Consider the following 26,345-nt stretch of genomic DNA (forward strand, 5'->3'; position numbering starts at 1 on the left):
GATATAGTGTGTTAGTGCAACAAAAACCCCCACCCCACCCCCCCCCCCCCCCCCCCCCCCCCCCCCCCCCCCCCCCCGCCCCCCCCCCCCCCCCCCCCCCCCCCCCCCCCCCCGGCGCGGCCGGGGCGGTCAGGACAGCGGGCGGACCAGGCGGCCGATGGCGAGCCGGGCCAGCGGCGCGTAGCCGACCACCACGGGCGCCGGGCCGGTGACCCGCAGGCCGGTGGTGCTGCCGCCGTCGGGACCGTCGGACACCCAGTGCAGGAGGTGCAGCCGCACCGGCCCGGCCGACACCGTCCACGCCCACCGCCGCGCCGCCTCGTCCACCGCCTCGACGACGAACGGCAGCGTCAGCCCGAGCGGCCCGCGCACCCGACCCGCGAGCCCGGCCCGCAGCCGCGGCTCGGGCACCTGGACGCCGAGGATCTGCGGCGCCCAGGTGGGCCAGCGGGCCGGCTCGGCGTAGCGCTCCCAGGCCTCGGCCGGGGCCACCGGCCCGCTCGCGTGCAGGGTCAGCGTGGTCACGGAGGTCCTCCCGGACGTCAGGCGGGCGGGCCACCGAGCAGCAGCTGCCGCAGCAGGTGCAGGGCCAGCACCACCGAGCGCTCGCGCACCGCCGTCCGGGAGCCGGGCAGCCGCACCGACCGCGCCTGCTGCCCCGACGGGCCGACGGCGCACAGGTGCACGGTGCCCACCGGCTTCTCCGGCGAGCCGCCGCCGGGCCCCGCGATGCCGGTGATGCCGACGCCGACGTCGGCCCCGAAGCGCTCCCGCGCGCCCTCGGCCAGCGCCAGCGCCACCTGCGGGCTCACCGCCCCGAACTCCGCCAGCATCTCGGCCGGCACCCCGACCAGGTGCTCCTTCGCCGAGTTGGCGTACGAGGTGATCCCGCCGAGCACCCAGGCCGACGACCCCGCCCGCTCGATCAGCCGTGCGACCAGCAGCCCGCCGGTGCAGGACTCGGCGGTGGCGATCGTCAGCCCCTGGTCGCGCAGCGCGTCGGCGACCAGGTCGTCGAGCGTCGGCCCGGTGGAGAACAGCGTCGCCGCGTACTCCTCGGCGAGCACCGCGGCCAGCCGGTCGTAGGCGGGCTGCGCCTCCGGGGCGTACCGGGTGACGATCTCCAGCTCCCCCTCGCGCAGGCAGGTGGTGATCTCCAGGCCGGCGAGCTCGTCGTCGTGCTCGCGCAGGGTGGCCGCGAGCTGCGCCTCGAGGGTGCCCCACAGCCGCACCGTCTCCTGCCGCAGCTCGCCCGCCCCGGCCAGCGCCGCGCGCACCGGCGCGGCGTCCAGCGCCGCGGGCCACATGCCCTGCAGCTCCGACGGCGGCCCCGGCAGCACGACGACGACCGGGCCGCCGCGGCCGTCGGCCGGCGGGACGACCAGGCCGGGCGCGGTGCCCACCGGCTCGAGCACCGTGGCCCCGGCCGGCACCATCGCCTGCTTGCGGACGCCGGCCGCCGTCGCCCCGGGGTCGGCGCGCCAGCCGCGGCGGGCCATCAGCCTCTCCACGATCGCGCCCACCCGCTGCTCGAGCGCCGGGTCCACGTCGAGCGGGCGGCCCTGCACCTCGCCGACGACGGCGGCGGTCAGGTCGTCGGCGGTCGGCCCGAGCCCGCCGGAGGTGACGACGAGGTCGACGCCGGAGGAGGCGAGGTAGGACAGCGCGCCGCGCATGTCGTCGGGCCGGTCGCCGACGACCAGGACGGTGCCGACGTCGACGCCCGACCGCCGCAGCTGCTCGGCGAGCCACGGCCCGTTGCGGTCGGCGACCCGGCCGGTGAGGACCTCGGTGCCGGTGACGACGATGCCCGCGCGCGTGCCCACCCGACCGACCCTAGGTGTGACGCGGACCCGGGGCGCGACGGCCGGACCCGCCGCCGCACCTGCGCGCTCCCGCCCTCCGCCGCGGTTAGCGTGCGGGGAGCGCCCGACCCGGTCCACCGCCGACCGCCCCGCCCCCGCAGGAAGGAACGACCGTGACCGCCTCGACGCCGCCGGCCGGCCCGCGCACGCAGGAGATCGCCGTCCCGACGGAGGCCGACGCCCCGCACGGCGCGACCGCCGCGGGTGCCCCCGACGCCGCACCGGCCCCCGCCCACGCCCCGGCCCACGCCGCCCCGCCCGTGCCGTCCTCCGTGCCGCTGCCCCCGCCGGCCTACCCGACGACCGCGCCGCAGCCGGTGGCGCACGTCCTGCCCGGGGACGCGCCGACCGCCGTCGTCCCGCCGGTCGCTGCCGACGGCCCACAGCCCACCGGGCCGCTGGACTCCTTCTTCGGCACGCCGCCGCCCCCGCCGCCGGCCGCGGCCCCCGCGCCGGTTCAGGAGACGCTGGCGGCCCCCGAGGCCCCGAAGGCCCCGAAGGCGCCGAAGGCCCCGCGCACCCCGCGCGACCGCGCCGTCCTGGTCACCGCCGGGCTCGGCCTGCTCGGCCTCGTGCTGCTCGAGCTCGGCCTGGCGCTGCGCCTGGGCGGTCAGGTGCTCTGGGCGGACCTGCCGCTGTGGTCGGGCTTCGCGACGCTCGCCGCGCTGGCCGGCGTGGTCGGCCTGGCCGCGAGCCTGCTGCCCGGCGGCCGCCTCTCCCCCGCCGTCGCGGACAGGGTGGCGCTCGGCGGTCTGGCCGGGCTGGCGGTGTTCTGGGTGCTCATCGCCCTGCCCCGGGTCGACTCCGACCGCGGCTTCCTGCTCACCGCCGCCCTCGGCGCCCTCGCCGTCGGTGTCTGGCTGGCGCCGCACCGCCGGGCGCGCTGAGCGCCTGAGCTCCTCCTCGCGGCCGCGGCCGGGTCACCCCCGGCCGCGGCCGTTGCCGTTCCCGCCGCCGTTCCCGCCCGCGTTGCCGTTGCCGTTGCCGTTGCCCTGACCGTTCCCGGGGCCGTTACCCGGCCCCTCGGGCGTCGCGGGGGCCTCGGGGGCTGCCGGGGCCTCCGCCGGCGGCTGCGGCTGCTCGGCGACCGGCGGGGCCTCCCAGCCGGGCGCCGGCACCGGGACGGGCACCTCCACCGGCACCGGGACGGTCACCGTCACCGGCGACGGCGCCGGCGCGGGCACGGACGTCGGCGCGGGCGACGGCGCGGACGACGGCGCGGACGACGGCGCGGGCGACGGCGCGGGCGGCGCGACCGCCACGGTCAGCGTCACCAGGTCGCCCGCCGCGAGCGCGCCCACCGGCGTCACCGCCAGCACCGTCCCGGGCGCCGTCGCGGCGTCGTCCTGGCCCACCCGGGTGACCCGCAGCCCGGCGGCGACCAGCTCGTCCTCGACCTCGTCGGCGGGCCGGCCGGCGAGCGCGTCGCGGCGGACGTCGACCCCCGTCGGTGCGGCGTCCGCGACGGCGGCCGGCGGTGTGCCGGTGCCCGTGCCGGTGAGCTGCAGGGCGCCGATCCCGAGGACGGCGCCCGCGGCGAGCGTGCCGGCCACCGCGAGCGCCCGCACCGCCCGGCGCCGCGGCGGGGGCGGGGACGACGGCGCGACCGGGCTAAGCGGCAGGAGCAGCGGCGCGGTCCCGGGCGGCGGGGCCGGCGGCAGCGGGCGCCCGGCGCGCACGGTCTCCACCACCGCGGCCAGTTCCGCGCCGTCGGCGGGCCGGCCGGCGGGGTCCTTGGCCAGCATCCGCGCCACGAGGTCGCGCACCGGCCCCGGCACGTCGGCGGGCAGCGGCGCCGGGTCCTCGCGGAGCTGCCGCAGCGCGATCTGCACCGGGTTGTCGCCCTCGAAGGCGCGGTGCCCGGCCAGGCACTCCCAGGCCACCATGCCGAGGGCGTAGACGTCGCTGGCCGGGCCCGCCTTGCCGCCGGCGGCCTGCTCGGGCGCGAGGTAGTGCGCGGTGCCGACCACCTGGCCGGTGCCGGTGAGCGGCGCGCTGCCCGCCGACCAGGCGACGCCGAAGTCGGTGATCCGCACGACGCCGTCGCGCCCGACCAGCAGGTTGCCCGGCTTGACGTCGCGGTGCACCACCCCGGCGGCGTGCGCGGCGCCGAGGCCCGCGGCGGTCTGGCCCACCAGGTCGAGCACCCGCCCGGCCGGCAGCCGTCCCTCGCGGGCCAGCAGGGCCGACAGCGACTCGCCGTCGACCAGCTCCATCACCAGGTGCGCGCAGACCTCGCCCGCATCGGACACCTCCTCGCCGTAGTCGAACAGCGCGGCGATGTTGCGGTGCGCGAGCCGGCCGGCGAGCTGGGCCTCGGTGCGGAAGCGGCTCCGGATCGTGGCGTCGCCGCTGTACTCGCCGCGCAGGAGCTTCACCGCGACCGGCCGGTCGAGCAGGGTGTCGCGGCCGTGCCAGACCTGGCCCATGCCGCCGGTGGCGATCAGCCCGAGCAGCTCGTAGCGGCCCCCGACGACGCGCCTGACCACGCTCCCGGTCACGGGTCCCCCCTGGTCTCAGGTCTGCGGCGATCCTCCCGCAGCGGTGGAGGAGCCGCTCGCGGTGGACGACGCGGGTCCCCCACTCGTGGTGGTCGACGAGCCGCCGCCCGGCGTCGTCGTGGTCGTGCTCGGTCCCGTCGGCGTGGTGGTGCCCGTCGGGTCGGGGGTCCCGGTCTCCGTGGGCTCCTCGCCCGTCGGCTCCCCGCCCGTGGGCGGTGTGGTCGTCGCGGGCGCGGAGCTGCCGCCGGCGGTGCCGGGGGGCGGCGTCGTGGTCCCCGCCGGCGGGGCCGAGGGCCCGGCGCCGGTGACCGGCGAGATGCCGCCGTCGTCGTCCCCGTCGTCGGACGGGCGGGGACCGCCCCCGGAGGGCGCGACGGCGTAGGTGACGACGACGTCGTCGCCCGGCTCGAGGGTGACGCCACTGGGCGAGACGTCCAGGACCAGGCCGGGCACGGTGCGGCCGGTGACCTGCTCGCGACGCTCCACCGACAGCCCGAGCGCGGACAGCTGGGTGGCGACGTCCTCGATCGGCCGGCCGACGTAGTCCCCGGCCTCGACGACCACGCCCTCCTGCTCGTCGCGGGTCTGCGCCACGACGACGGGCGGCGCGCCGGTGTCGGTCAGCGCCGTGACCACGGCGGCCGCGCCTCCGGCGCCGAGCAGCAGCGCGAGCAGGGGCACCAGCACCGCGGCCACCCGCCGGCGCGGTGCCGGGGGCGGGCTGCGGCGCGGCGCGGCCCCGGCAGGGACGCCGGCCCCGGCGGGGACGCCGGCCCCGGCGGGGACGCCGGCGGGGAGGTCGGCCGCGGCGACGGCCTGGGTGGGGACGCCGGGGTCGGCCGGGGCGGCGGCAGCCCAGCCCCCGGTGACGGTCGGCGGGCCGGCCGGGACCGGCGGCTCGAAGGCGGGCAGCCGCCCGGCGCGGGCGTCCTCGACGGCGGCGACGAACGCCGCGCCGTCGGGCATCCGCAGCGACGGGTCCTTGGCCAGCGCCCGGCGGATGAGCGTGCGGACGCCGACCGGCAGGGTGTCCGGCAGCGGCTCGGGGTCCGAGCGCAGCTGCTTGAGGGCGATGGTGACGGCGTTGTCGCCGTCGAAGGCGGGGTGGCCGGCGAGGCACTCGTAGCCGACCAGGCCCAGCGCGTAGACGTCGCTCGCGGGGGTGGCGTGGTGCCCCTCGGCCTGCTCGGGCGAGAGGTACTGCGGCGTGCCGATGACCTGGCCGGTGCGGGTGAGCGGCACGCTGCCGGCCGACCAGGCGATGCCGAAGTCGGTGATCTTCACGCTGCCGTCGGGCCGGACGAGGATGTTGCCGGGCTTGACGTCGCGGTGCACCAGCCCGGCGCGGTGGGCCTCGGCCAGCGCGGCGGCGGTCTGCGAGAGCACCGACAGCGTGGTGGAGGTGTCGAGCGGGCCCTCCTGGCGCAGCAGCGCCGACAGCGGCTGGCCCTCGACCAGCTCCATCACCAGGTAGGCCAGCGTCTCGCCGGTGTCGCCGGAGGTGGTCTCGCCGTAGTCGTAGACGGCGGCGATGTTCGGGTGGCTCAGCGCCGCGGCGTGCTGGGCCTCGGCGCGGAAGCGGGCGAGGAACGTCGGGTCGCCGGTGTACTCGCTGCGCAGCACCTTGACCGCGACCTCGCGGTGCAGCAGGAGGTCGGTGGCGCGCCAGACCTGGCCCATGCCGCCGGCGGCGATGAGCTGGGCGAGCTCGTAGCGGTCACCGAGCATCCGGCGACCCGGTTCCACCACGGGAGCTCTCCCATCCCTGCCGGTCGTCGGGCCGGCGCCGTCCCCCCGGGACGCCGCACCCCCCGTCGAGGTGCCCGCGCCGTCCGGAGCCACACATCTTCCCAGTCGTCCCACCCGTCCGGGGAGTCCCACCGGTCACATGTCGGCATCGACGCGCCGACACGGGGGCGACGCGCGGGCGACGCGCCGGTGACCGGTGGGTCCGGGCGGGTCCGGGCGGGTCAGCCCTCGAGGAGGGCCCGGCCCCACCAGTCGGCGTCGTCGCGCACGCCCGGCGGGCAGGCGAAGACGGCCGAGGAGGTGTGCCGGATGTACTCGTTCATCGCGTCGAGCCGCAGGTTGCGCTGCACCCGCACGAACCCGGTCTCCGGGTCCTTCTGGAACGCGATGAAGAACAGGCCCGCGTCGAGGCGGCCGAGGCCGTCGGTGCCGTCGACGAAGCTGTAGCCGCGCCGCAGGATCGCCGTCCCGGAGTTGGCCGGGTGGGCGAGGAAGACGTGGCTGGTCTCGGGGATCGCGAACTCGCCGTCGACCTGCTTCGTGAAGTCGACCGGGTCGAACTCGGCGCGCTGCCCGAGCGGCGCCCCGCTGCCCTTCGCCCGGCCGACGGTCAGCTCCTGCTCGCGCAGCGGCGAGCTGTCCCAGGGCTCGATGAGCATGCGGATGCGCCGGGTGACCAGGTAGGAGCCGCCGCGCAGCCAGTCGGCGGTCGTCCCCTCGACGTCGTCCCCGACCCAGACGAACCGGTCGAGCGTGCTGCCGTTCTCCGCCTTGAGGTTGTCGGTGCCGTCCTTGAAGCCGAACAGGTTGCGCGGGGTGGCCTGGCCGGTGCTGGTCGACGACGTCCGGCCGAACCCCAGCTGCGACCAGCGCACGCTCACCACGCCCGCACCGATCCGGACCAGGTTGCGCACGGCGTGCACGGCCACCTGCGGGTCGTTGGCGCAGGCCTGGATGCACAGGTCACCGCCGCTGATGGCCGGGTCGATCTGGTCACCGGGGAACGCCGGCAGCTCGACCAGCGGCGCCGGGCGGCGGGCGGCCAGGCCGAAGCGGTCGCGACCGTCGGCGGTGGTGAACAGCGTCGGGCCGAAGCCGACCGTGAGGGTGAGCCCGGACGCGGGGAGGCCGATCGCCTCGCCGGTGTCGTCGGGCGGCGCCCACTCCGAGCCGCCGACGGCGCCCTCCGAGCCGGCGTCCTGCCCGGCGGTCATCCGGCGGGCGGCGGCGGTCCAGTCCCGCAGCAGCTGGGCGAGCTCCTCGCGGTCGTCGGTGGTGACGTCGAGCGCGACGAAGTGCAGCCGGTCCTGCGCCGGCGTGACGATCCCCGCCTGGTGCTCGCCGTGGAAGGGCACCGCGTCGGTGGGCGCGGGTCCGGCGGCCGCCGGGGCGTCGTCGGCGGTGGCCCGGCCGATGACGCCGCCGGCCGCGCCGGCGGCGAGCGCCCCCGCCGTGCCGGCGCCGAGGGCACCCAGGAGACGACGTCGGGACAGTCCGGCCGGCCGCTGGTCCGCGGCCGCCCGGTCGGGGCTCGGCTCGGTCATGGCTCTCTCGCGCTGGGGGATCGGGTCCTCAGGGCCAACGTCCCGGGAGCTCCGCCCACTCCCGGGACCGCTGTCGCCCGGCTCACCGGTCGGCGACGACCGCCGCCACCTGGCTCACCGACTCCGACAGGGCGGTGATGCTGTCCGACAGCCCCTGCAGCTGCTCCTGGGTGAGCTGGTCGTGCAGCGTCCAGCCGCCCTCGGTGCGGTACTGCTCGAGCTCGGCCTCGGTGGCGGCGAACCGCTCGTCGATCTCGGCGACCAGGTCGGGATCGGCCTCCTCGAGGAACGGCCGCAGCGCCTGGACGGCGGCCTCCGACCCCTCGAGGTTGGCCGCGAAGTCCCACAGGTCGGTGTGCGAGTAGCGGTCCTCCTCGCCGGTGATCTTGCCGGTGGCGATCTCGTCGAGCAGCGCCTTGGCGCCGTTGGCCAGCTGCAGCGGCTCGAGCGTCGTCTCGTTGGCGAGGTCGACGATCTCCTGCACGTCGGCGAGCAGCTGGTCGGCGTAGGGCGTCATGCCCTCGGTCGTGCCGCCGACCCACAGCGCCTGCTCGATGCGGTGGTAGCCGGTGAAGTCCTCGCCCTCGGCCTGGTCGCCCTCGCGGCCGTCGATGAGCGGGTCGAGGTCGCCGAAGACCTCGGCCACCGGCTCGATCCGCTCCCAGTAGGTGCGCGCGACCGGGTAGAGCGCCTTGGCGCCCTCGACGTCGCCGGCCTTCACGGCGTCGACGAACGCCGTCGTCCGCTCGAGCAGCGCGCCGGTCTGGCTCTGCACGTAGCGCTGGTAGTCCGCGCTCGCCCGGGCGAGGGTCTCGTCCTCCGACAGCGACTGCGCCTCGCCGGTGACGGTGAGGTCGTCGCGGATGCCGTCGCCGACCATGCCGGGCTTGCAGGCGGTCTGGTAGTCGCCGGCGGGCAGCTCGACGAGCAGCTCGCGGGTCAGGCCGGGCGCGATGTTCTCCACCTCGCCCATGACGCGGTCGCCCTCGGCGTAGACGTAGAACTCGGTGACCTGGTTGCCGGAGTTGGTCACCGCGAAGCTGTGCGTCCCGGCCGCGAGCTGGCTGCTGGCGACCTCGCAGGCGTCGTCGGAGGCGGCGACGGCCACGGTGTCGGCGGCCTCCCCGCCGCCGGACGCGCCGCCCGCACCGGCGTCTGCACCGCCGCAGGCGGCGGTGGTGAGCGCGGCCAGCAGGCCGGCGGTCAGGAGGGGGAGGCGGCGGTCACGAACGGACATGCGAGGTGGTCTCCGGCTGCGAGGAGGGGGTCCGGGCCGGGACGGCGCCGGAGGGACGGGCGGGCGACGGGGCCGGCGTGGGGGCGGGGGTGCGGGCCGGCCAGAGGAAGGCGACGAGCACCGGCACGAGGTAGGCGACGTAGGCGACCGTCTCGAGCACGGTGGGCGCCGCGGTGATGTTGGAGATCCCGGCGATCGTGGCGCCGTACCAGCTGTTCGGGTCGAGGACGCCGGAGATGTCGAAGGCGAGCACGTCGAGGCCCGGCAGGACGCCCGCCTCCTGGAAGTCGTGGACGCCGTACTTGAGGATCCCGGCCGCGACGAACACGAGCAGGACGCCGCTGACGGTGAAGAACCGCGACAGGTCGATCCGGATCGCCCCGGCGTAGAGCCCGACCCCGATGACGACGGCGGTGAGCACGCCCGCGCTGATCGCCAGCAGCGGCGTCGCCGACGTGCGCGCGCCCTGGGCGGCCGCGTAGAAGAGCAGCGTCGTCTCCAGTCCCTCGCGGACGACGGAGAGGAAGGCGACGCCGGCGACGGCGAGCGTGCCCATCCCGAGCGCGTGCTCCAGCTGGCCGGTGAGCTCGCCCTTGAGCTTCCGGGCGGTGCGGCGCATCCAGAAGACCATCCAGGTCACCAGCGCCACGGCCAGCACCGAGGTGATCGCCTCGAACAGCTCGCGGGAGCGGTAGTCGGCCAGCAGCGTCGTCGAGGTGTAGGTGAGCAGCGCGCCGGACAGCACCGACAGGGCGAGCGCGGCGGCCACGCCGGCCCACAGCGGCACGAGCTGGCGGCGCCGGCCGCTCTTGACCAGGTAGGCGACGAGGATGCTGACGACGAGGGTGGCCTCGAGGCCCTCGCGGAGACCGATGAGGTAGCTGGCGAGGAACGCCTGGCCCATGGCTGACCGATCTGTCGGGAGTGGGGTGGCCCCCGTCACCGGACTGAGGGCAGGCACACCTTACTCATCGCGCACGACCGATCGAGGCCGCGTCCGCGGGAGGCCCCCGCGGCCGGCGGCGGGCGTGGCAGGGTGACCGCCATGTCAGAGACGACCGCCACCACGACCGTGACCCGGGAGGACGCCGGCGGCGTCGCCACGGTGACGCTGCAGCAGTCGGGCATCTCCCGCGCGCTGCGCCGCGAGCTGCTCGAGGTGGTGCGCGGGATCGCCGGCGACGCGTCGGTGCGGGCAGTGCTGCTCACCGGCACGGGGCGCGCGTTCTCCGTCGGCCAGGACCTCGCCGAGCACGTCGAGTCCCTGCGCGGGGACGCCGCGACGTCGCTGCGGGTGGTCGAGGACGAGTACAACCCGCTGGTGCTGGCGCTGTCGGCGCTGCGCGTGCCGGTCGTCGTCGGCATCAACGGCGCGTGCGCCGGGGCGGGCCTGGGCCTGGCGATGGCCGGGGACCTGCGGGTCGCGGCCGCCGGCGCGAAGTTCACCACCGCGTTCACCGGCGTGGGCCTGGGCAGCGACTCGGCACTCGCGGCCCGGCTGGTGCACACGGTCGGCGTGGGGCGGGCCACCGAGCTGCTGCTCCTGCCCGACCCGTTCACGGCCGAGACCGCGCAGCAGTGGGGCCTGGTGCACCGGGTGGTCGAGCCCGGCGAGGTCGCCGCGCAGGCGCGGGCGCTGGCCGAGCGCCTGGCCGCGGGTCCGACGGCGGCCTACCGCGCGGTGAAGACGGTGCTGGCCACGGCGCCCACCGACTCGCTGGAGCAGACGCTGGCGCACGAGGCGCGGCTGCAGACGGCGCTGGGGTCGACGGCGGACCACGCGGAGGCGGTCGAGGCCTTCCTGGCCAAGCGCGCACCCCGGTTCACCGGGAGCTGAGCGGCCTCAGCGCGCGAGGGTCGCGCAGGCGCCGCAGACGTCGCTGGTCGTGGGCGGCCACGGCTCGTCCACGGCCACGCGGGCGAGGGTGCCGCACAGGCTGAGCTCGCAGGCGCCGTCGACCTCCGCCGCGGGCCGGTGCAGCTCGACGGCGTGCCAGAGGGCCGCCGTCGGGCCGTGCGCCCGGCTGCGCGCGGCGGCGTAGGTGGTGGCGGCGAACGGCGTGGGGGCGGTGCCGGCGGCGGTGCGGGCGGTGGTGGGGGCCATGCCGGAGAGGTCGGCAGTCCCGCCGCCGCGCGTCAGCCGGGGCGCACTCCCCTCCCCCCTCGGGGTGAGGTGCAGGATGCCGGCATGCAGCTGACGAAGCACGGGCACGCCTGCGTGGTGCTGGAGGACGACGGCCGCCGGCTCGTCGTCGACCCGGGCGCCTTCACCGACCCGGCGGCGCTCGAGGGCGCGACGGCGGTCCTGGTGACGCACGAGCACCCCGACCACTTCGTGCCCGACCGGCTGCGCGCGGCGCTCGACGCGGACCCGGCGCTGGAGGTGTGGACGAACCCGTCCGTCGCCGGGCAGCTGGAGGGTCTCGGCGGGCGGGTGCACGCGGTGGGCCACGGCGACGCGGTGACCGTGGCGGGCTTCGACGTGCAGGTGCACGGCGAGTGGCACGCGGTGATCCACCCGGAGCTCCCGCGGGTGCGCAACGTGGGCTTCCTGGTGGCCGGCCGGGTGTTCCACCCCGGCGATGCGTTCACCGTGCCCGACGTCCCGGTGCCGGCGCTGCTGCTGCCGCTGCACGCGCCCTGGTCGAAGACGGCGGAGGTGGTCGACTACGTCCGCGCGGTCGGGGCGGAGCGGGCCTGGGCCGTGCACGACGGCCTGCTCAACGACACCGGGCTCGGCGTGGTGGCCGGGCTGCTCGGCGAGCGGGGCCCCGGCACGCCCACGCCCTACGCCCGGCTGGCGCCGGGGGAGTCGGTCGGGCTCTAGGCGCCCGCCGGCTCCCCCGGCCGCGGTCAGCGGACGGCGCGGTTGCGGCCGCCGGACAGGCTCTCGGCGACGCCGATGAGCAGCACGGCCGCGACGACCGCGACGATGAAGCCGATGACGTTGAGCTCGAAGATGTCGCCGGTGCCGAGCAGGCTCGCGACGACGCCGCCGATGAGGGCGCCGACGACGCCGAGCAGCAGCGTGGCGACGATGCTCAGCCGCTGACGCCCGGGCTTGATGAGGCGCGCGAGCGCGCCGATGATCAGGCCCACCACGATCAGACCGAGGATCTGCACGTCTGTCTCCCTTGTGTCCTGCGGACGCCGGACGGCGTCCTGACCGGGGAGATCACTACCCGCAAGATCACCCCGCACACACACGGGGCGGCCGGTTCACCCGATGGCGGCCTGTTCCACGTGGGCCGGCAGCTTGTCCAGCTCGCCGTCGACGGTCTGCTGCACCATCCGCTGCAGGGCCGAGCGGGTGAACCGGTCGGCCAGCCGCACCCGCCGGGGCTCGTGCGTCAGCGTGACGGTCACCCGGGTGCCGCCGTCGTCGCCGTCGGCCAGCTCGATCCGCGTCGTCCACGTCTCGGGCGTGAGGTCGAGCCGGGTGGTCACCACCCGCTCGGGCTCCCACTCGACGATCTCGCCGCGCGGCGCGCCCTCGCGCGGGCGCTGGTCACCGGCGAGCCGGCCGGGCACGCAGACGAACCGGGTGCCGCGTCCGGACGCACGGCCGGACGCACGGCCGGTGGCGCCGCCGGAGCCCGCCCCGTCGAGGACGTAGGAGACGTCGCACACGGCGCAGTAGGGCTCGAGCACGGCCAGCGCCCGCCACACGTGGCTGCGCGGCGCGGCCACCTCGCGGGTCCCGCTCGCCGTGGTCACACCCCGACGGTAGCCGCGTTCACGCGGGCCCCGGCGTGAGGTCGGCGAGCACGGCGCGGGCGACGGCGTAGCGCTCCTCCCCCACCCGGCCGGCCCACTCGCGCTCCACCGCGGCGAGGTGGGCGCGGACGGTGCCGTTGACCGTCCGGCCGCGCTCGGTGAGCCGGACCAGCCGGGCGCGGCCGTCCGAGGGGTCGGGGACGACCTCGACGTACCCGCCGGCCTGCAGCGGCTCGAGGGCCTGGGCGAGCGCCTGCTTGGTCAGCCCGCTGGCGGCGGCCATCCGGCTGAGCCGCTCGCCGCCGGGCGGGAGCATGGACAGCAGCCGGTAGTGCCGGGTGCGCAGGCCGGGGAACGACGCGTCGCTGAGCGCGTAGAGCTCGGCGCGGATGCGGTGCATGGCGTGCTCGAGCAGCACGACCACGAGCGGGTCGCCGTCCCCGTTGACGGATTCCGTCAAGGTGCTTCACCATCTCCGAGTCAGACAAGCGGCTTGACCATCCTCCCACGGAGCCCGCGATGACGACCTCCCCCTGGCTGGCCCTGTTCCGGCCCGTGCGCCCCCGCCGCCCCGGCCCCCGGCGTCCCCGGTGACCGCGCTGCCGGGCGGGACCACCCTGGAGGACCTACTGCCGGGCCTGCGCCGCTGGACCGGCCGGCCGGGCCTGACCGTCGACGACGTCGCCTGCGTCCCGGTCGCCCACCGCTACTCGGCGCCCACGACCCGTGCGCTCACCCGGGTGGCGGTCACGGCCCGGGACGGCGGCGAGCCCCTCGTCCTGCGCCTGGTGGTCAAGGAGCTCCAGCGCGCCCGGGAGGGCCTGCCGCCGGAGGTGCCGCCGCCGGCACGGGAGTTCATCGACAGCCAGATCCCGTGGCGGGTGGAGGCCGACGTCTACACCGGCCCCGTCCGCGACCACATGCCCCCGGGCCTGCGGATGCCCGACCTGGTCCACGTGACCAGCGGCCCCGGCGACCGGAGGACCCTCTGGCTGGAGGACGTGCGCGCCGTCGACCGCCCCTGGAGCGTCGACGACGTCCGGCGGGCGGCGACGGCCCTCGGCCGGCTGGCCGTGCGCCGGCGGGTCGAACCGCGCATCGAGATCCCCTGCGGCTCGTTCCTCGCGAACTTCGTGGCCAACCGCCTGGGCAGACGCGCCCTGCCGCTGCTGGCCACCGAGGGGACCTGGTCGCACCCCGCGATGCGCCAGCCCGCGGTCGCCGCGCTGAGGGACGACCTCGCCCGCCTCGCCGGCCGGGTCCCCGCTCTGTGGGACGAGGTCGCGGGCGCGCCCGAGCTGCCCGCCCACGGGGACGCCACGCCCGCCAACGTGCTGCGTGCCGAGCAGGAGCCGGGCGTCCTCGCGCTGCTGGACTGGGGGACCTCGACGCCGGCGCCCGTGGGCTACGACGTGGTGCCCCTGGTGTTCGGGGACGCGGAGGCGTGCACCGCGCCGCCGGACGCGGCGCCGGGACTCCTCGACGTCGCCGTCCCCGCCTACGTGGAGGGCCTGGCGGCCGAGGGCGTGGAGGCGCCGGTGCGGCAGGTCGAGCGAGCGGTCGTCGCCGCGGCGCTCCTGCGCTATCCCTTCACGAGCCTGCCGCTGGACGAGTTGGAGGGACCCCTGACCGGCGAGCTGGTGGCGCACGCGCGGGAGAAGGCCGCGTTCGTGCGGATGGTGCTCGACCTCGAGCCCCGCCTCGCGGCGCTCAGCGGCCGGTGACCGAGACCTCGAACTCGACCTGGCTCACGTCGGGGCGCAGCCGGGAGAAGGAGTGCACCAGCGGGTGGCCGGCGCTGTCGCGCACGGTGGTGCGGACGACGAGCAGCGGCGAGCCGGCGGCGATCTGCAGCAGGTCGGCCTCGTCGGGGGCGGCGGTGCCGACGTCGACGACGATCCGCGCGTGGGCGAGGTCGGCGCCGTACTCGCGGCGGAGGAACTCGTAGAGCGAGCCCTCGGTGAAGTCCTCGACGGCGACCTTCGGGTAGCGGTCGGCGGGCAGGAAGCTGTGCGCCACGTGGTTCGGGGCGCCGTCGACGCTGCGCAGCCGCTCGAGCTCGACGACGTCCGCGGCGACGTCGAGGGCCAGCTCGGCGGCGACCGCCCGCGGCGCGGGGACGACCCGCTGCTGCAGGACCGTGGTGCCCACCTGCGCGCCCTGCTCGGCCATGAGCGAGCTCCAGCCGGCGATCCGGTGCACGAAGCTCTCGCGGTACTCGTGCCGGATGGCCGGGCGGGTGACGTAGGTGCCGCGGCCCTGCTCGCGCACCAGGTGCCCGTCGGCCACCAGCCCGTCGACCGCGCGGCGCAGGGTGATCCGGCTGACCCCGTACTCGGCGCACAGCGACGGCTCCGGGGGCAGCAGCGCCCCCTCCGGCATCGCCGCGACCCGGCGCCGGAGGTGCTCCCGGACCGAGAGGTACTTCGGTCCCGCCGCCGCTGCCGTCACGACCGCCAGGGTATGCGGAGGAAGACGTCTGCGGACGTCATGTCGTATGAGACGTCTCCCGCCCGGGTGAGATCCGGGCCGCTCAGGGGGCCCGCAGCTCGACGACGGTGACCTCGGGGCGGGCGCCGACCCGCATCGGCGGCCCCCAGTAGCCGGCGCCGGCGGTGACGTAGAGCTGGGTGTCCCCGTGCCGGGACAGCCCCTCGACGGCGGGCTGGTCGAGTCGGATCGCGTAGTCGAAGGGCCACAGCTGCCCGCCGTGGGTGTGCCCGGACAGCTGCAGGTCGACACCCGCCGCCCGCGCCTGCTCCACCTGCACCGGCTGGTGGGCCAGCAGGACCACCGGCGTCGCGTCGTCGCGGCCGTCGAGGGCGGCGTCGAGGTCGGCGCCGTGCCCGGGGACGCCGGAGCCCGCGGCCGTGCGGTCGTCGATGCCGGCCAGGTCGAACGACGCGCCGCCGCGGCTGATCGGCACCCGCTCGTTGCGCAGCACCTCGACTCCGAGGGTGGGGAGGTGCCGCAGCCAGGCGGTGGTGTCGACGAAGTACTCGTGGTTGCCGGTGACGAAGAAGACGCCCTGCTCGCTCACCAGGTCGGCCAGCGGGGCGACGTCCTCGCGCAGCTCGTCGAGCTCGCCGTCGACCAGGTCGCCGACGATCGCCACGACGTCGGGCCGCTGCTGGTTGACGATCTCCACCAGCCGCTCGAAGCGCCGCCCGCCGTAGGTGGCCGACAGGTGCCCGTCGGAGAAGGTGACGACGCGCAGCCCGTCGAGGGCGGTGTCCAGCCGCGGCAGCGTCACCGGCACCCGCCGCACGACCGGCGCGGAGTTCGCGGAGTAGGCACCGGTGCCGGCCGTGCCCAGGGCCACCGCGCCGGCGGTCACCGCCAGCGAGCGGGCGATGAAGAGGCGCCGTGAGGGATCGGGAGGTCCGGCCTGCGGCTCCGCGGCCGCCCGAGGCGGCGCGGGGACAGCGGGCACGGTCGCCGGCTCCCGGGCCGGTTCCGGAGCCACGGCCTGCCTCGTCCGCCGGTCCAGCAGCCAGCGCACCGGCTCCAGCGCCAGGAGCGCGAGGAAGGCGTAGAAGGCGACGCCCAGCCACGTGAAGCCGACCCAGGCCAGCGGTGCCTGCGCCGACAGCGACAGGTCGCGGCGGGTCAGCACGGCGGCCGCCGGCAGGAGGGCGAGCAGGACCGTGACCCAGGTGAGCGCCCGGCGTGCCCGGCCCGGCCGGGTGGTGCTGCGGACCAGCCGCCACCACAGGTAGCCGTGCAGGAGGGCGAGCGCGACGAGGACGACCGTGCCGAAGCCGAGGAGGGCGATCAGGGACAGGACGGACCTCGCTTCGCGGCGGACGGCGGGGCGGGGGCGCCCGGCCAGGGAGACGTCCGGCCGGCCCGCGGCGTTCCCGCGCGGGCCGGCCGGACGGTCGTGCTCAGGCCCGCGCGGCGGCGCGGACGGCGTCGCGCAGCGTCGGCTCCAGCGCCCAGAACGCCCGGTCGGCGTGCTCGGCGCGGGCCTCCTCCAGGCCGTGCAGCCGGCCGTAGGTGAAGGTGTCCTCCCCCGCGCCGACGGCGGCGGCGGCCAGCCGCAGGCACCACATCCGCGTGACCACGGTGTCCTGGGCCTCGCCGAGGACGTCCTGCACCTGCTTCATGCAGGCCACCAGTGCCTCGGCCGGCGCGCCGAGCACCGGGGCGGCGACCTCGGCGGTGTAGCGGACCCGCTTGGCGGCCTTGCGCGCCTCGTGCAGGGCGTGCTCGGTCTCCTCCTCGTGGGCACCCGGGTCCACGGCCTCGCGGTCGCGGGCCTCGTCGATGCGGGCGGTGAGCCGCTTGCCGGCGCGCTTGACCGCGTCGGCGAGGACGGCCCGGGCCGGCTCCCCGGCGGCCTCGGCCAGCGGCGGGTCGGCGAGCAGGCCGTCGAGGGCGTCGAGCAGGGCGAGGTGCCGCTTGTCCGACAGCGCGCGGATGGCGGCCTTGCGGCCGCGCTCGACGTCGGCCACCTCGGTGGAGCGCAGCCGGGCGGAGACCGGGCCGCGGACCAGCTCGACCGGCTGGGCGGCGACGACGGCGCGCAGGTGCTCCAGGGCCACCTCGCCGTCGCGGGCGCCGGACAGCGCGCTGCCGATCCACTGCAGCTCGTCGCGGACGGGGTCGGTGGCGGTGCGGTCGAGGACGTCGCGGAAGGCGGCGAGGATGCTGCGCAGCCGCCGGCAGGCCACCCGCAGGTCGTGCACGCCCTCGGGGTCGCCGGTGCGGACGCCGATGTCGGCGACCTGCAGCGCCTCGACCTGGGCCCGCAGGGCGGCGAGGACGACGTCGCCGGCGGTGGGTGCGGCGTCGTCCTTCCCCTTGCCCTTCTTCCCGCCCTTCTTCCCCTTCCTGCCCTTGCCCTGGGGGGCCTCCGGCGCGGGCGCGACGGCCGGCAGGGCCGCGGGCAGCCTGCCCGACAGGACCCGGGAGAGCTTCGACGGCGAGTCCGACGGCCGGATGCCCGCGGCGACCAGGACCTCGCCGACGGCGTCGAGCAGCTCCGGGTCGCCGTCGACGAGCTCGACCTCGATCTCGCGCCACGTGGTGACCTCGGCGGGCGACCCGGGGTCGGGCGCCATCGCGGTGCCGGTGACGGTGTCGGCGGCGACCTCGGCGAGCACCCGGCCCTCGCCGTCGAGCAGCTCGGTGACCTGGCGCGTCGTCTGCAGCATCGCCACCGGCTCGGGACGCACGCCGCGGAGGACCGCGGTCACCGGCTCGGTCACCGCGCGCGGCACGACGGTGCGGCGGGTGCCCAGCGGCGCGTGCACCTCGCGGCGCGACCCGGCGACGGCGGTCGGCAGCTTGAGGTGCCAGCCGGCGTCGGTGCCGCCGGTGCGCCGGCGCAGGGTGATCCGCGCGCGCAGCAGCCGCAGGTCCGGGCTGTCGTAGTAGGTGGCGTCCAGGTCGTGCGTCACCGGGTCACCCACGGTGACGACGCCGTGGCCGACGCCGGTGAGGTCGGGCAGGACGACGTCCGGCCCCGCCTCGAACTTCCGCTCGACCTCGAGCTTCCCGCTGCCCACGTCGTCCTCCTCAGGTGGTCTTCTCCCGCACCGACCGTAGGCGTCACCCGCGTGTCGGGACACACGGCACCGGGCACTCCCCCGCCCGAGGACGCCAGAGCAGGCGTGCGGAGGAGGCGAGCACCGTGTTGAGCGAGCGAGACCTGTCGGCGGCGATCGGGAGCACGGCCCACGGACCCGACGGCGAGAAGATCGGCACCGTCGAGAGCTTCTTCGTCGACGACCGCACCGGCGCGCCGACCTGGGTGGCCGTGAGCACGGGCCTGTTTGGCACCCGCCACTCGGTCGTGCCGGCCACCGAGGCCACCTTCTCCGACGGGATGCTGCAGGTCCCGGTGGGCAAGGAGGCGGTGCGTCACGCGCCCGCCGTCCACGGGGACCACCTGAGCCCGGAGGAGGAGGAGGAGCTGCGCCGCCACTACGGGATCGGAACGGGCACCGGGACGGGCACGGAGGCCGGCGTGGGCACCGGCGCACCGACCGGGACGGCGGCGGGCCCGACGACCGACACGACGACCGACACGACGACCGACACGACGACCGGCACGACGACCGGCACGACGACCGCCGGGACCGCGGGGGCCGCCGCTGCCGCGGGGGCCGCCGGGACCACGGGCCTCACCCCGGGGCCGGCGACCGACCCCGGCACGCGCCCGGTTCCGCCGCCGGCGTCCGACGTCCGCACCACCACCGAGCAGGCCGCGCCGCCGCTGCCCTCCGACGGCGCCATGACGCGCAGCGAGGAGCAGGTGCGGGTGGGCACTGAGCAGGTCGCCGCCACCCGCGTACGCGTCGTGAAGTACGTGGTCACCGAGGAGGTGCAGGTGACGGTGCCGATCCGGCGCGAGGAGATCCGCGTCGAGGAGGTCCCGTTCGACGCGCCCGACCCGGGCCCCGGCGAGTCGCTCGTGCCGGCGGGGACCGGTGTCCCGGGCGGTGCCGGCTCCGGCGGCGGGCCGGCCGGGCCCGTCCCGGGCGGCGGGGTCGGCGGCGGGGTCGGGGGCGGCCTCGCCGGTGCCGCCGGTGTGCCCGAGGAGATCGTGCTGCACGCCGAGCGGCCGGTCGTGAGCGTGGAGGTCGTGCCGGTCGAGCGGGTGCGGCTGCGCACCGAGCTCGTGCAGGGCCACGAGCGGATCACCGAGCAGGTGCGGCGCGAGCAGATCGTGGTCGACGAGACCCCGACGCGGCAGGCGGGCACGGCACAGGCGGGCACGGCACAGGCGGGGACGGCACAGGCGGGGACGGTGCAGGCCGGGACCGCGCCGGCCGAGCAGACGCAGCAGATCGACGCCGTCCCGCCGGCCGACCGGACACAGCAGATCAGCCCGGTCCCGCCGGCCGGTCAGGCCCCGCCGCGCTAGCCGCGGCGGTCTGCGAGGAAGGCGAACCGCTGGCGGGTGGCGGCGACCTCGGCGGCGTCGACGTCGGCGAGCACCAGCGTCTCCCCACCCGCGGCGGTGGCCAGGAGGTCGCCCATCGGGCTGACCACCTGGCTGTCGCCGGCGTGCTCGAGGCCGTCGCCGCCGGTGCCCACGCGGTTGCAGGCCACCACGTACGCCTGGTTCTCGATGGCGCGGGCGCGCAGCAGCGTCGTCCAGTGGTGCCGGCGCGGCGAGGGCCAGTTCGCGGTCACCAGGTAGACGTCGGTCTGCTCGGCGGCGGCCCAGAAGACGTCGGCGAAGCGCAGGTCGTAGCAGATGAACGGCGTGACCCGCAGGCCGCCGACCTCCACCGTCACCGGCGCCTCCCCGGCGCGGAACCGCTCGGCCTCCCCGCCGTGGGTGAACGGGTGCAGCTTGCGGTAGCGGTGCACCTGCCCGTCCGGCCCGGCCAGGACGAGGGAGTTGAACGGCAGGTCGCCGCCCGGGGCGATCTCCGGGCAGCTGCCGGCCACCCAGACGCCGTGCTCGGCCGCCTGCGCGCGGAGGAAGGACGCCGACGGGCCGTCCTCGGGCTCGCCGATGCCCGGCGTCATGGAGAAGCCGGTGGAGAACGTCTCGCTGAGCAGCACGAACTCCGCGCCGGCGGCGGCCGCCCGGGCCACCTGGGGGGCGAGCCGGGCGTAGTTGGCCTCCCGGTCCTCCCAGACGATGTCGTGCTGGACCACGCCGAACCTCACGCTGCGCCTCCCCGGCCGGATCTCATGGGGACATCCTGGCCAAGCGGTCGACGGCCTCGGTGAGCACCTCGTCGCGCTTGCAGAAGGCGAACCGGACGAGGTGCCGGCCGAGGCCCGCGTGCTCCGCCGTCCAGAAGACGCCCGCCGGCACGGCGACCACCCCCGCCCGGTGCGGCAGCTCCCGGCAGAAGGCCAGGCCGTCGTCGCCGTCGGCGATCCCCCGGACGTCGACGGTGGCGAAGTAGGTGGCCTCCGGGCTGATCGTCGGCAGGCCCGCGGCGCGCAGGCCGTCGACCAGGACGTCGCGGCGGCGCTGCAGGTCGCGGGCGATCCCGGTGAAGTACGCGTCGGGCAGGGCGAGCCCCGCGGCGATCGCCGGCTGGAGGGGCCCGGCGTTGACGTAGGTGAGGAACTGCTTCGCGGTGCGGACGGCGGCCACCAGCGGTGCCGGGCCGCAGGTCCAGCCCACCTTCCAGCCGGTGGTGCTGAACGTCTTGCCGCCGCTGCCGACCACCAGCGTCCGCTCGTGCAGGCCCGGCAGCGTCGCCGGCGAGACGTGCTCCGCGCCGTCGAAGACGAGGTGCTCGTAGACCTCGTCGGTGACCAGCAGCAGGCCGGCGGTGAGGACGACCTCGGCGACGGCGTCGAGCTCCTCGCGGCGGAAGACCTTGCCGGTGGGGTTGTGCGGGGTGTTGAGCAGCAGGAGCTTCGCCCGCGGGGTGACGGCGGCGCGCAGGTCGGCGGGGTCGAAGGTCCAGACCGCGCCGTCGGCGTTGGCCCGCGGCGGGGTCAGCGGCACCGGGCGCAGCACCCCGCCGGCCATGGCGACCGCCGCGGCGTAGCTGTCGTAGACCGGCTCGAACACCACGACCTCGTCGCCGGGCTCGACCAGCGCGAGCATCGCGGCGGTGAGCGCCTCGGTGGCGCCGGCGGTGACCAGCACCTCGGTGTCGGGGTCGTAGGCCAGCCCGCGGAAGCGCGCGACGTGCGCGGCGATCGCCGCCCGCAGCTCCGGGGTGCCGGGCCCGGGCGGGTACTGGTCGTGGGCGGTGCCGATCGCCGAGCGGGCGACGTCGAGGACCTCCGCCGGGCCCGGGGTGTCGGGGAAGCCCTGGCCGAGGTTGATCGAGCCGGTGGTCACGGCCAGCGCGCTCATCTCGGCGAAGACCGTCGTCCCGAAGCCCTGCAGGCGCCCGGCCAGGTACGGGGCGGTCATGCCGCCACCGCGAAGCGCACGGTCCGGCGGGCGACGTCGGCCTCGGCCAGCCGCACCCGCACCCGGGCGCCGGCCGTGAGGCCCGCGCCGGCGCAGCGTGCCCGGATCACCGGGTCGGCGAGCACCACGGTGCCCCGGTCGTCGTCGGCGTCCACCACCACGGCGTCGAACTCCTCCCCCTCGCGGCCGGCGAGCAGCCAGGCCTCGGTCGCGTCGACGACGGCCCGCTCGACCGCCCGGGTGCGCCGGTCGGAGGCGGTCATGAGCGCCGGCAGCTCCGGCAGCGCCGCGCGGACCGCCGGGTCGGGCTCGCGCCCGGCGGCCAGCGCCAGGCAGACCTCGGTGCCGAAGCGGTCCACGAGCCGGCGCAGCGGCGCGGTGACGTGGGCGTACGGCGCGGCGACGCCGGCGTGCCCGGGGTCGGCGGGCGGGTCGCCGTCGAACGGCGTGTAGGCGGCGCCGCGCAGCAGGGCGGTGGCCTCCTCGAGGAAGGCGAGGTGCCGCGGGTCGGCGAGGTCGAGGCCGGCCAGCACCGCGCCGGGGCCGGCGCCCGCGGGCCAGTCGACGCCGAGCGCGGGTGCGAGGCGGCGCATCCGCTCGACGTCCTCGGGGCGGGCCTGCGGCAGCGTGCGCAGGACGCCGACGCCGCCGTCGAGCATGAGCCGGGCGGCGACGCGGCCGGTGAGCAGCGAGATCTCCGCGTTCCATCCCTCGACCGGCAGCGGCGCGCGGGCGACGAGCGTCCAGCCGCCGCCGTCGGTGCGCACGACCTCCTGGTCGGGGGAGCCCAGCTCGATCGCGCCGCGGTCGGCGGCGCGCGCCCGCAGCAGCCGGCCGAGCTCGGGCAGCAGCTCCAGCGCTCCCGTCAGCGTGCCCGCGTCGGCCTGCGCCTGGACGTCGGGATAGGCGAGCTGGGCGCGGCTGCGGACGCGGGCGCGGCGCAGGTCGACCGACCGCACGTCGCCGTCGGCGTCGAGCCGGATGGTCCACAGCGCGGCGGCGCGGTCCTCGCCGGGTAGCAGGCTGGCCGCACCCTCGCTGAGCACCGGCGGGTGCAGCGGCGTGCGCCGGTCGGGCGCGTAAAGGGTCTGGCCGCGGCGGCGGGCCTCGGCGTCGAGCGCGCTCCCCGGCGCGACGACGGCGCCGACGTCGGCGATCGCGTAGCTGACCACGTAGCCGCCGCCCTCCCGCGCGAGGTGTACGGCCTGGTCGAGGTCACGGCTGCCCGGCGGGTCGAGGGTGACCAGCTCCAGGCCGGTGGCGTCCTCGCCGGGCAGCGCCGGGTCGGCGGCGAGGCGCTCGGCCTCGGCGAGCACCGCGGGCGGGAAGTCCTCCGGGACGTCGAACTCGGCGCGGATCGCGGCGAAGTCGGGCCCGGGGACGGCGGCCGGCCAGCGCGGCACGACCGCGTTCCACGTGGAACGCGCGTCGGGGCTCACGCGACCCGGACGTCCTCGGCGCCCTCGATGCTCACGACGTCGCCCCGCCGGACCTGCCGGCCGCGCCGGTCCTCGGGCTCGCCGTTCACCCGGACCGTGCCGGTGACCAGCACGTCCTTCACCTGGGCGCCGGTGGGGACGGCGTCGACGAGCTTGAGCAGCTGGCCGAGGCGGATGGAGTCCTCACCGGGACGGAGCTCGATCGTGCGCACGTCCCCCATCCTCACGCGGGGGTGAGCGCGTCGCCGACCGCCACCCGGCCGGGCACCGGCACCAGCGCGCCGACGGCCAGGGTGCCGCCGCGCTCGCGGTGGATGGTCTTGAGGACGCCGCTGTCGCGGGCGATGCCGCCGGGCTGGGGGCGGGTGACCATCACGCAGCGGGCGACCGGCTTCAGCACGTCGAGGACGGCGCCGCCGAGCCGCACGGTGCCGCCCACGAGGTCGTCCTCGCCCGCGCCGTCGAGCAGCACGTTCGCGCGGAACCGGCGGCGGTCCCAGGTGCCGAGCGTGCCGGAGGAGACCAGCGAGACCCGGATGCGGGAGCTGTCGTGGAACGCGCCCGACGCCCCCTCGAACGCGTCCCACACGTCCTCGTCGTCGTCCGGGGCCTCGTAGTGCCGGGGCCCGCGCTCGACGTCGGCCGCGCGCAGCGTCACCGGCCGGCCGAGCCAGTCGGAGAGGACGTCGTCGTCGGTGGTCACCGTGCCGTCGGGCAGCACCACCTCGACGCCGCCGTCAGCGCGCAGGCGGGCGGCGGCGAAGAGCAGGTCGGGAACGCGGCGTGCGGTCAGCCCGTAGCCGGTCGAGCGGTCGAACAGCGCCCACTGCCGGTCACCGGCCAGGCCCTGCGTCCCGACGTCGACGGCGTCGAGCCGCTCCCCCTGCAGCGACTTCACCGGGTAGCGCCACAGCTCCAGCACCCGCACGTCAGGCCTCCCAGGCGAGGGTCCAGGTGCCCGACCAGGACTCCCCCGGCCCGAGGACGACGAGGTCCGCGGAGTCGGCGAGCGCGTTCGGCGGGCAGGTCATCGGCTCGACGGCGAGGCTGCGGCGGCGCTGGCCCTCGGGCAGCGTGTCGCCGCTGTAGACCTGCAGCCACGGCCACGACCCGTCGACGGCGAGCTCGAGCGCCCCGGCCGGGCCGCGCAGGCGCACGCGGGCCCAGCCGTCGTCGTCGCGGACGAGGTCGGTGACGGCGTCGTCGAGGGCGCGGTCGCCGATCCGGCCGATGTCGCCGTCGAAGGGCCGGCGGGTGCCGGTGGGCAGGCCGCCGTCGAGGTCGAGCGCGGTGCGGGCGGGGACGGTCAGCTCGGCGTCGGCGATGCCGCCGTCGGCCGTGGCGCCGACGGCGAGGTAGGGGTGCATCCCGGTGCCGAACGGCGCGGGGCGGTCGCCGGCGTTGCGGACGCGGACGGTGACGGTGAGCCGGTCGGGGGCGAGGACGTGGTCGACGGCGGCGGCCAGGCGGAAGGGGTAGCCGGGGCGGGCCTCGACGACGGTGCCCACCGTGACGGCGTCGGATTGCCGGGCGAGCACCTCCCACCGCAGCCAGGTGACCAGCCCGTGCGCGGCCGGCTTGCCGGGGCCGGCGACGTCGAGCTGGAGCTGCTGCCCCTCCCACGTCCACTGCCCGTCGCGCAGCCTGTTGGGCCAGGGCAGGAGCACGCCGCCGCGCCGCCCGGCGGGGACCGTGCCGGCGGGGTAGCCGTCGAGGACGGCCCGGTCCCCGACGGTCAGCGCGCGCAGGCCGCCGCCGCGCAGGTCGACGGCGAGGCGGGCGTCGCCGCTGACCAGCTCCACCTCCGCCGGCTCGATCGCGGGCCACGCGGTCATCAGCGGGACGCTCATGCCCGGCAGCCCACCACACCCGGCCCCGCCCGGCCCAGCGGGTCGCCGCCCCGGCCCGGCGGGTCGCCACCCCGGCCTAGCGGGTGTAGCGGCCGCGGACGAGTGCGTCGACGCGCTCCAGCCACGTCGTGCCGTACCGGTCGAGGACGGCGCGGACGGTGTCCCGGGTGCTCACCACCCCTCCCTACCCGGCGGTGTCGAGGGACGCTGCGGATCTGTGGACGAGGCGTTGACCTGGGGATTCGTCCTGCAGTGGGTCGTCCGGCGGGCTAGACTCCGTACATGCGTTCGAGCGGGATCGGGAGTGGCGACGTCCTCGACGACGTCGCCGCGCTGGTCGCCGAGCGCAACCGGATCGACGCCCGGCTGGCCCGCGCGGTGCGGGCCGCGGAGCTGTCCCAGGCCGCCGAGCGCGACGGGCTCAAGAGCATGGCGTCCTGGCTGTGCGGGCACTGCCGGCTGCCCGGGCGCGAGGCGGCGCGGCTGGTGCGCAACGGCCGCGCGCTGGAGCACCTGCCGGCCCTCGCCGAGGCGCACGACGCCGGGCTGGTCACCGCCGCCCAGGTGGCCGTCGCCGCCGAGGTGACCACCCCGGCCCGGCGGGCCGCCGCCGCGGCGCACGGTGTGGACCTGGGCGAGATCGACGCCGTCCTCACCGCCGTGGCGATCGAGCAGGACCACGACGCCCTGGTGGTCGTCGTCCGGCGTTACTGCACCGCGCTGGACCCCGACGGGCCCGAACCCGACCCCACCGAGGGGCGGCGGATGAGCGTGGTCCGCCACGCCGACGGCACCGTCACCTTCCACCTGCAGCTCGACCCGGTCGGCGCCGAGCGGTTCGCCACCGCGGTGGAGGCGCACGTGCAGGCCGACCGGCCCGCCGGCGACGAGCGCACCCGCGCCCAACGCCTGGCCGACGGCGCCGTGCAACTGGCCGACACCGCGCTGGCCACCGGCGCCACCCCTCAGCTGCGCGGGGTCAAGCCGCAGGTCGTGGTGAAGGTCGACGCCGAGGACCTGCACGACCCCGACTGTCCACGCGACCACGTCCCGGCCGGCGCCGATCCCGAGAGCCAGACCGATGCCGAGGTCACCCCGGACGGCAACGCCGGGTCGAGCAGGGCGTCCTCGCTCCCACCGTGGCGGGGCTCCGCCACCCTCGGGTCGGGCACCGTCGTCCCCGCCGCCACCGCCCGCTGGCTCGCCTGCGACGGTGCCATCACCCGCGTCGTCCTCGACCCCGAGGGCGTCCCGCTCGACCTCGGCAGGGCGCAGCGGCTGGCCGACCGGCACCTCCGCCGCGCCGCCGAGATCCGCGACGGCGGCTGCGTCTTCGCCGGCTGCCGCGCCCCCACCTGGTGGTGCGACGTCCACCACCTCGTCCACTGGCTCGACGGCGGCGAGACATCACTGCACAACTCGGCGCTGCTGTGCGAACGGCACCACACCAAGGTCCATCACGGCTTCCGCGTGCAACGCCTGCCCGACGGCCGATGGCACACCTGGCGGCCCGACGGCACCGAGATCCGCACACCCGCGGCGTTGCGGTCGCCGCCGCTCGTCTCCGCCTGAGCCCGGCCGTGCCGGGCTGCGCG

The 26,345-nt window shown here is 77.2% G+C and carries 26 protein-coding genes; 6 read left to right on the plus strand and 20 right to left on the minus strand.

From position 1 onward, the window contains the following. Nucleotides 1-129 precede the first annotated feature (129 nt). Entirely contained in the window at nt 130-525 is a 396-nt protein-coding gene (locus tag ACI79X_RS20750) for an SRPBCC family protein (protein WP_457027313.1), read from the minus strand. 17 nt (nt 526-542) lie between these two features. Continuing rightward, the gene (locus ACI79X_RS20755; RefSeq protein ID WP_457027314.1) at nt 543-1,826 is read right to left on the minus strand and encodes a competence/damage-inducible protein A; all 1,284 of its coding nucleotides are present in this window, start codon (nt 1,824-1,826) and stop codon (nt 543-545) included. A 152-nt stretch (nt 1,827-1,978) separates the two neighbouring features. On the opposite strand from ACI79X_RS20755, the gene ACI79X_RS20760 reads away from it, so the two are divergent. After that, entirely contained in the window at nt 1,979-2,752 is a 774-nt protein-coding gene (locus ACI79X_RS20760; RefSeq protein ID WP_457027315.1) for a hypothetical protein, read from the plus strand. A 33-nt stretch (nt 2,753-2,785) separates the two neighbouring features. Here the strand turns inward: ACI79X_RS20760 and ACI79X_RS20765 are convergent, their stop codons facing one another. From ACI79X_RS20765 to efeU, 5 genes are all read right to left on the minus strand, one after another. Beyond that, on the minus strand, nt 2,786-4,366 hold the full coding sequence (locus ACI79X_RS20765; protein ID WP_457027316.1) for a serine/threonine-protein kinase: 1,581 nt from the start codon (nt 4,364-4,366) through the stop codon (nt 2,786-2,788). A gap of 15 nt (nt 4,367-4,381) precedes the next feature. Next, nucleotides 4,382-6,115: a serine/threonine protein kinase gene (locus ACI79X_RS20770; protein ID WP_457027317.1), complete on the minus strand. Its 1,734-nt coding sequence runs from the start codon at nt 6,113-6,115 to the stop codon at nt 4,382-4,384. Nucleotides 6,116-6,336: 221 nt separating this feature from the next. Then, nucleotides 6,337-7,659, minus strand: a complete 1,323-nt coding sequence (gene efeB / locus ACI79X_RS20775) for an iron uptake transporter deferrochelatase/peroxidase subunit (protein ID WP_457027318.1) — start codon at nt 7,657-7,659, stop codon at nt 6,337-6,339. Nucleotides 7,660-7,741: 82 nt separating this feature from the next. Then, complete coding sequence (gene efeO / locus ACI79X_RS20780) at nt 7,742-8,896, minus strand: iron uptake system protein EfeO (protein ID WP_457027319.1); 1,155 nt, start codon at nt 8,894-8,896, stop codon at nt 7,742-7,744. After that, nucleotides 8,883-9,800 (minus strand): iron uptake transporter permease EfeU, encoded by a 918-nt coding sequence (efeU, locus tag ACI79X_RS20785; RefSeq protein ID WP_457027320.1) that lies wholly within the window; start codon nt 9,798-9,800, stop codon nt 8,883-8,885. Before efeU ends, efeO begins: the two co-directional genes overlap by 14 nt. Nucleotides 9,801-9,941: 141 nt before the next feature. On the opposite strand from efeU, the gene ACI79X_RS20790 reads away from it, so the two are divergent. Next, nucleotides 9,942-10,733 carry an enoyl-CoA hydratase/isomerase family protein gene (locus tag ACI79X_RS20790; protein WP_457027321.1) on the plus strand — a complete coding sequence of 264 codons (792 nt, stop codon included), beginning with the start codon at nt 9,942-9,944 and terminating at the stop codon, nt 10,731-10,733. Nucleotides 10,734-10,739: 6 nt separating this feature from the next. On the opposite strand, the gene ACI79X_RS20795 is transcribed toward ACI79X_RS20790, so the two are convergent. Then, complete coding sequence (locus ACI79X_RS20795; RefSeq protein WP_457027322.1) at nt 10,740-11,000, minus strand: hypothetical protein; 261 nt, start codon at nt 10,998-11,000, stop codon at nt 10,740-10,742. An 84-nt stretch (nt 11,001-11,084) separates the two neighbouring features. Between ACI79X_RS20795 and ACI79X_RS20800 the strand changes: the two genes are divergently transcribed. After that, complete coding sequence (locus ACI79X_RS20800; RefSeq protein WP_457027323.1) at nt 11,085-11,723, plus strand: MBL fold metallo-hydrolase; 639 nt, start codon at nt 11,085-11,087, stop codon at nt 11,721-11,723. Between the two features lie 26 nt (nt 11,724-11,749). Here ACI79X_RS20800 and ACI79X_RS20805 read toward each other — a convergent pair whose 3' ends face one another. The 3 genes from ACI79X_RS20805 to ACI79X_RS20815 form a co-directional block, all read right to left on the minus strand. Continuing rightward, the gene (locus ACI79X_RS20805) at nt 11,750-12,019 is read right to left on the minus strand and encodes a GlsB/YeaQ/YmgE family stress response membrane protein (protein ID WP_457027324.1); all 270 of its coding nucleotides are present in this window, start codon (nt 12,017-12,019) and stop codon (nt 11,750-11,752) included. Nucleotides 12,020-12,115: 96 nt separating this feature from the next. After that, nucleotides 12,116-12,613: an SRPBCC family protein gene (locus tag ACI79X_RS20810; RefSeq protein WP_457027325.1), complete on the minus strand. Its 498-nt coding sequence runs from the start codon at nt 12,611-12,613 to the stop codon at nt 12,116-12,118. 19 nt (nt 12,614-12,632) lie between these two features. Beyond that, on the minus strand, nt 12,633-13,073 hold the full coding sequence (locus tag ACI79X_RS20815) for a MarR family winged helix-turn-helix transcriptional regulator (protein ID WP_457027326.1): 441 nt from the start codon (nt 13,071-13,073) through the stop codon (nt 12,633-12,635). A 130-nt stretch (nt 13,074-13,203) separates the two neighbouring features. On the opposite strand from ACI79X_RS20815, the gene ACI79X_RS20820 reads away from it, so the two are divergent. Beyond that, nucleotides 13,204-14,337: a phosphotransferase gene (locus tag ACI79X_RS20820; RefSeq protein WP_457027327.1), complete on the plus strand. Its 1,134-nt coding sequence runs from the start codon at nt 13,204-13,206 to the stop codon at nt 14,335-14,337. Here ACI79X_RS20820 and ACI79X_RS20825 read toward each other — a convergent pair. From ACI79X_RS20825 to ACI79X_RS20835, 3 genes are all read right to left on the minus strand, one after another. After that, a complete protein-coding gene (locus ACI79X_RS20825; protein WP_457027328.1) occupies nt 14,324-15,064 on the minus strand; it encodes a GntR family transcriptional regulator in 741 nt (246 codons plus the stop codon). The two genes, ACI79X_RS20820 and ACI79X_RS20825, sit on opposite strands and share 14 nt — an antisense overlap. A gap of 82 nt (nt 15,065-15,146) precedes the next feature. Further along, on the minus strand, nt 15,147-16,229 hold the full coding sequence (locus ACI79X_RS20830) for a metallophosphoesterase (protein ID WP_457027329.1): 1,083 nt from the start codon (nt 16,227-16,229) through the stop codon (nt 15,147-15,149). Nucleotides 16,230-16,500: 271 nt separating this feature from the next. After that, nucleotides 16,501-18,126, minus strand: a complete 1,626-nt coding sequence (locus ACI79X_RS20835) for a CYTH and CHAD domain-containing protein (protein WP_457027330.1) — start codon at nt 18,124-18,126, stop codon at nt 16,501-16,503. 125 nt (nt 18,127-18,251) lie between these two features. On the opposite strand from ACI79X_RS20835, the gene ACI79X_RS20840 reads away from it, so the two are divergent. Further along, a complete protein-coding gene (locus ACI79X_RS20840; protein WP_457027331.1) occupies nt 18,252-19,487 on the plus strand; it encodes a DUF2382 domain-containing protein in 1,236 nt (411 codons plus the stop codon). Here ACI79X_RS20840 and ACI79X_RS20845 read toward each other — a convergent pair. Genes ACI79X_RS20845 through ACI79X_RS20870 form a run of 6 tightly spaced genes read right to left on the minus strand, consistent with a single transcriptional unit; the run spans nt 19,484 to nt 24,750 of the window. Further along, a complete protein-coding gene (locus tag ACI79X_RS20845; RefSeq protein WP_457027332.1) occupies nt 19,484-20,245 on the minus strand; it encodes a nitrilase-related carbon-nitrogen hydrolase in 762 nt (253 codons plus the stop codon). The genes ACI79X_RS20840 and ACI79X_RS20845 overlap by 4 nt on opposite strands. 22 nt (nt 20,246-20,267) lie before the next feature. Next, the gene (locus ACI79X_RS20850; RefSeq protein WP_457027333.1) at nt 20,268-21,461 is read right to left on the minus strand and encodes a pyridoxal phosphate-dependent aminotransferase; all 1,194 of its coding nucleotides are present in this window, start codon (nt 21,459-21,461) and stop codon (nt 20,268-20,270) included. Next, the gene (locus ACI79X_RS20855) at nt 21,458-22,900 is read right to left on the minus strand and encodes an RNB domain-containing ribonuclease (RefSeq protein ID WP_457027334.1); all 1,443 of its coding nucleotides are present in this window, start codon (nt 22,898-22,900) and stop codon (nt 21,458-21,460) included. The genes ACI79X_RS20850 and ACI79X_RS20855 overlap by 4 nt, the downstream gene beginning before the upstream one ends. After that, the gene (locus ACI79X_RS20860; protein ID WP_457027352.1) at nt 22,897-23,121 is read right to left on the minus strand and encodes an RNA-binding S4 domain-containing protein; all 225 of its coding nucleotides are present in this window, start codon (nt 23,119-23,121) and stop codon (nt 22,897-22,899) included. Before ACI79X_RS20860 ends, ACI79X_RS20855 begins: the two co-directional genes overlap by 4 nt. 2 nt (nt 23,122-23,123) lie before the next feature. Further along, nucleotides 23,124-23,828: an MOSC domain-containing protein gene (locus ACI79X_RS20865; RefSeq protein WP_457027335.1), complete on the minus strand. Its 705-nt coding sequence runs from the start codon at nt 23,826-23,828 to the stop codon at nt 23,124-23,126. 1 nt (nt 23,829) lies between these two features. Beyond that, nucleotides 23,830-24,750, minus strand: a complete 921-nt coding sequence (locus ACI79X_RS20870) for an aldose 1-epimerase family protein (protein WP_457027336.1) — start codon at nt 24,748-24,750, stop codon at nt 23,830-23,832. 282 nt (nt 24,751-25,032) lie between these two features. Here ACI79X_RS20870 and ACI79X_RS20875 point away from each other — a divergent pair, with 282 nt between their 5' ends. Further along, complete coding sequence (locus tag ACI79X_RS20875; protein ID WP_457027337.1) at nt 25,033-26,322, plus strand: DUF222 domain-containing protein; 1,290 nt, start codon at nt 25,033-25,035, stop codon at nt 26,320-26,322. The last annotated feature ends 23 nt before the right edge of the window (nt 26,323-26,345 follow it).

It is taken from the genome of Geodermatophilus sp. SYSU D01119, from assembly GCF_054049975.1.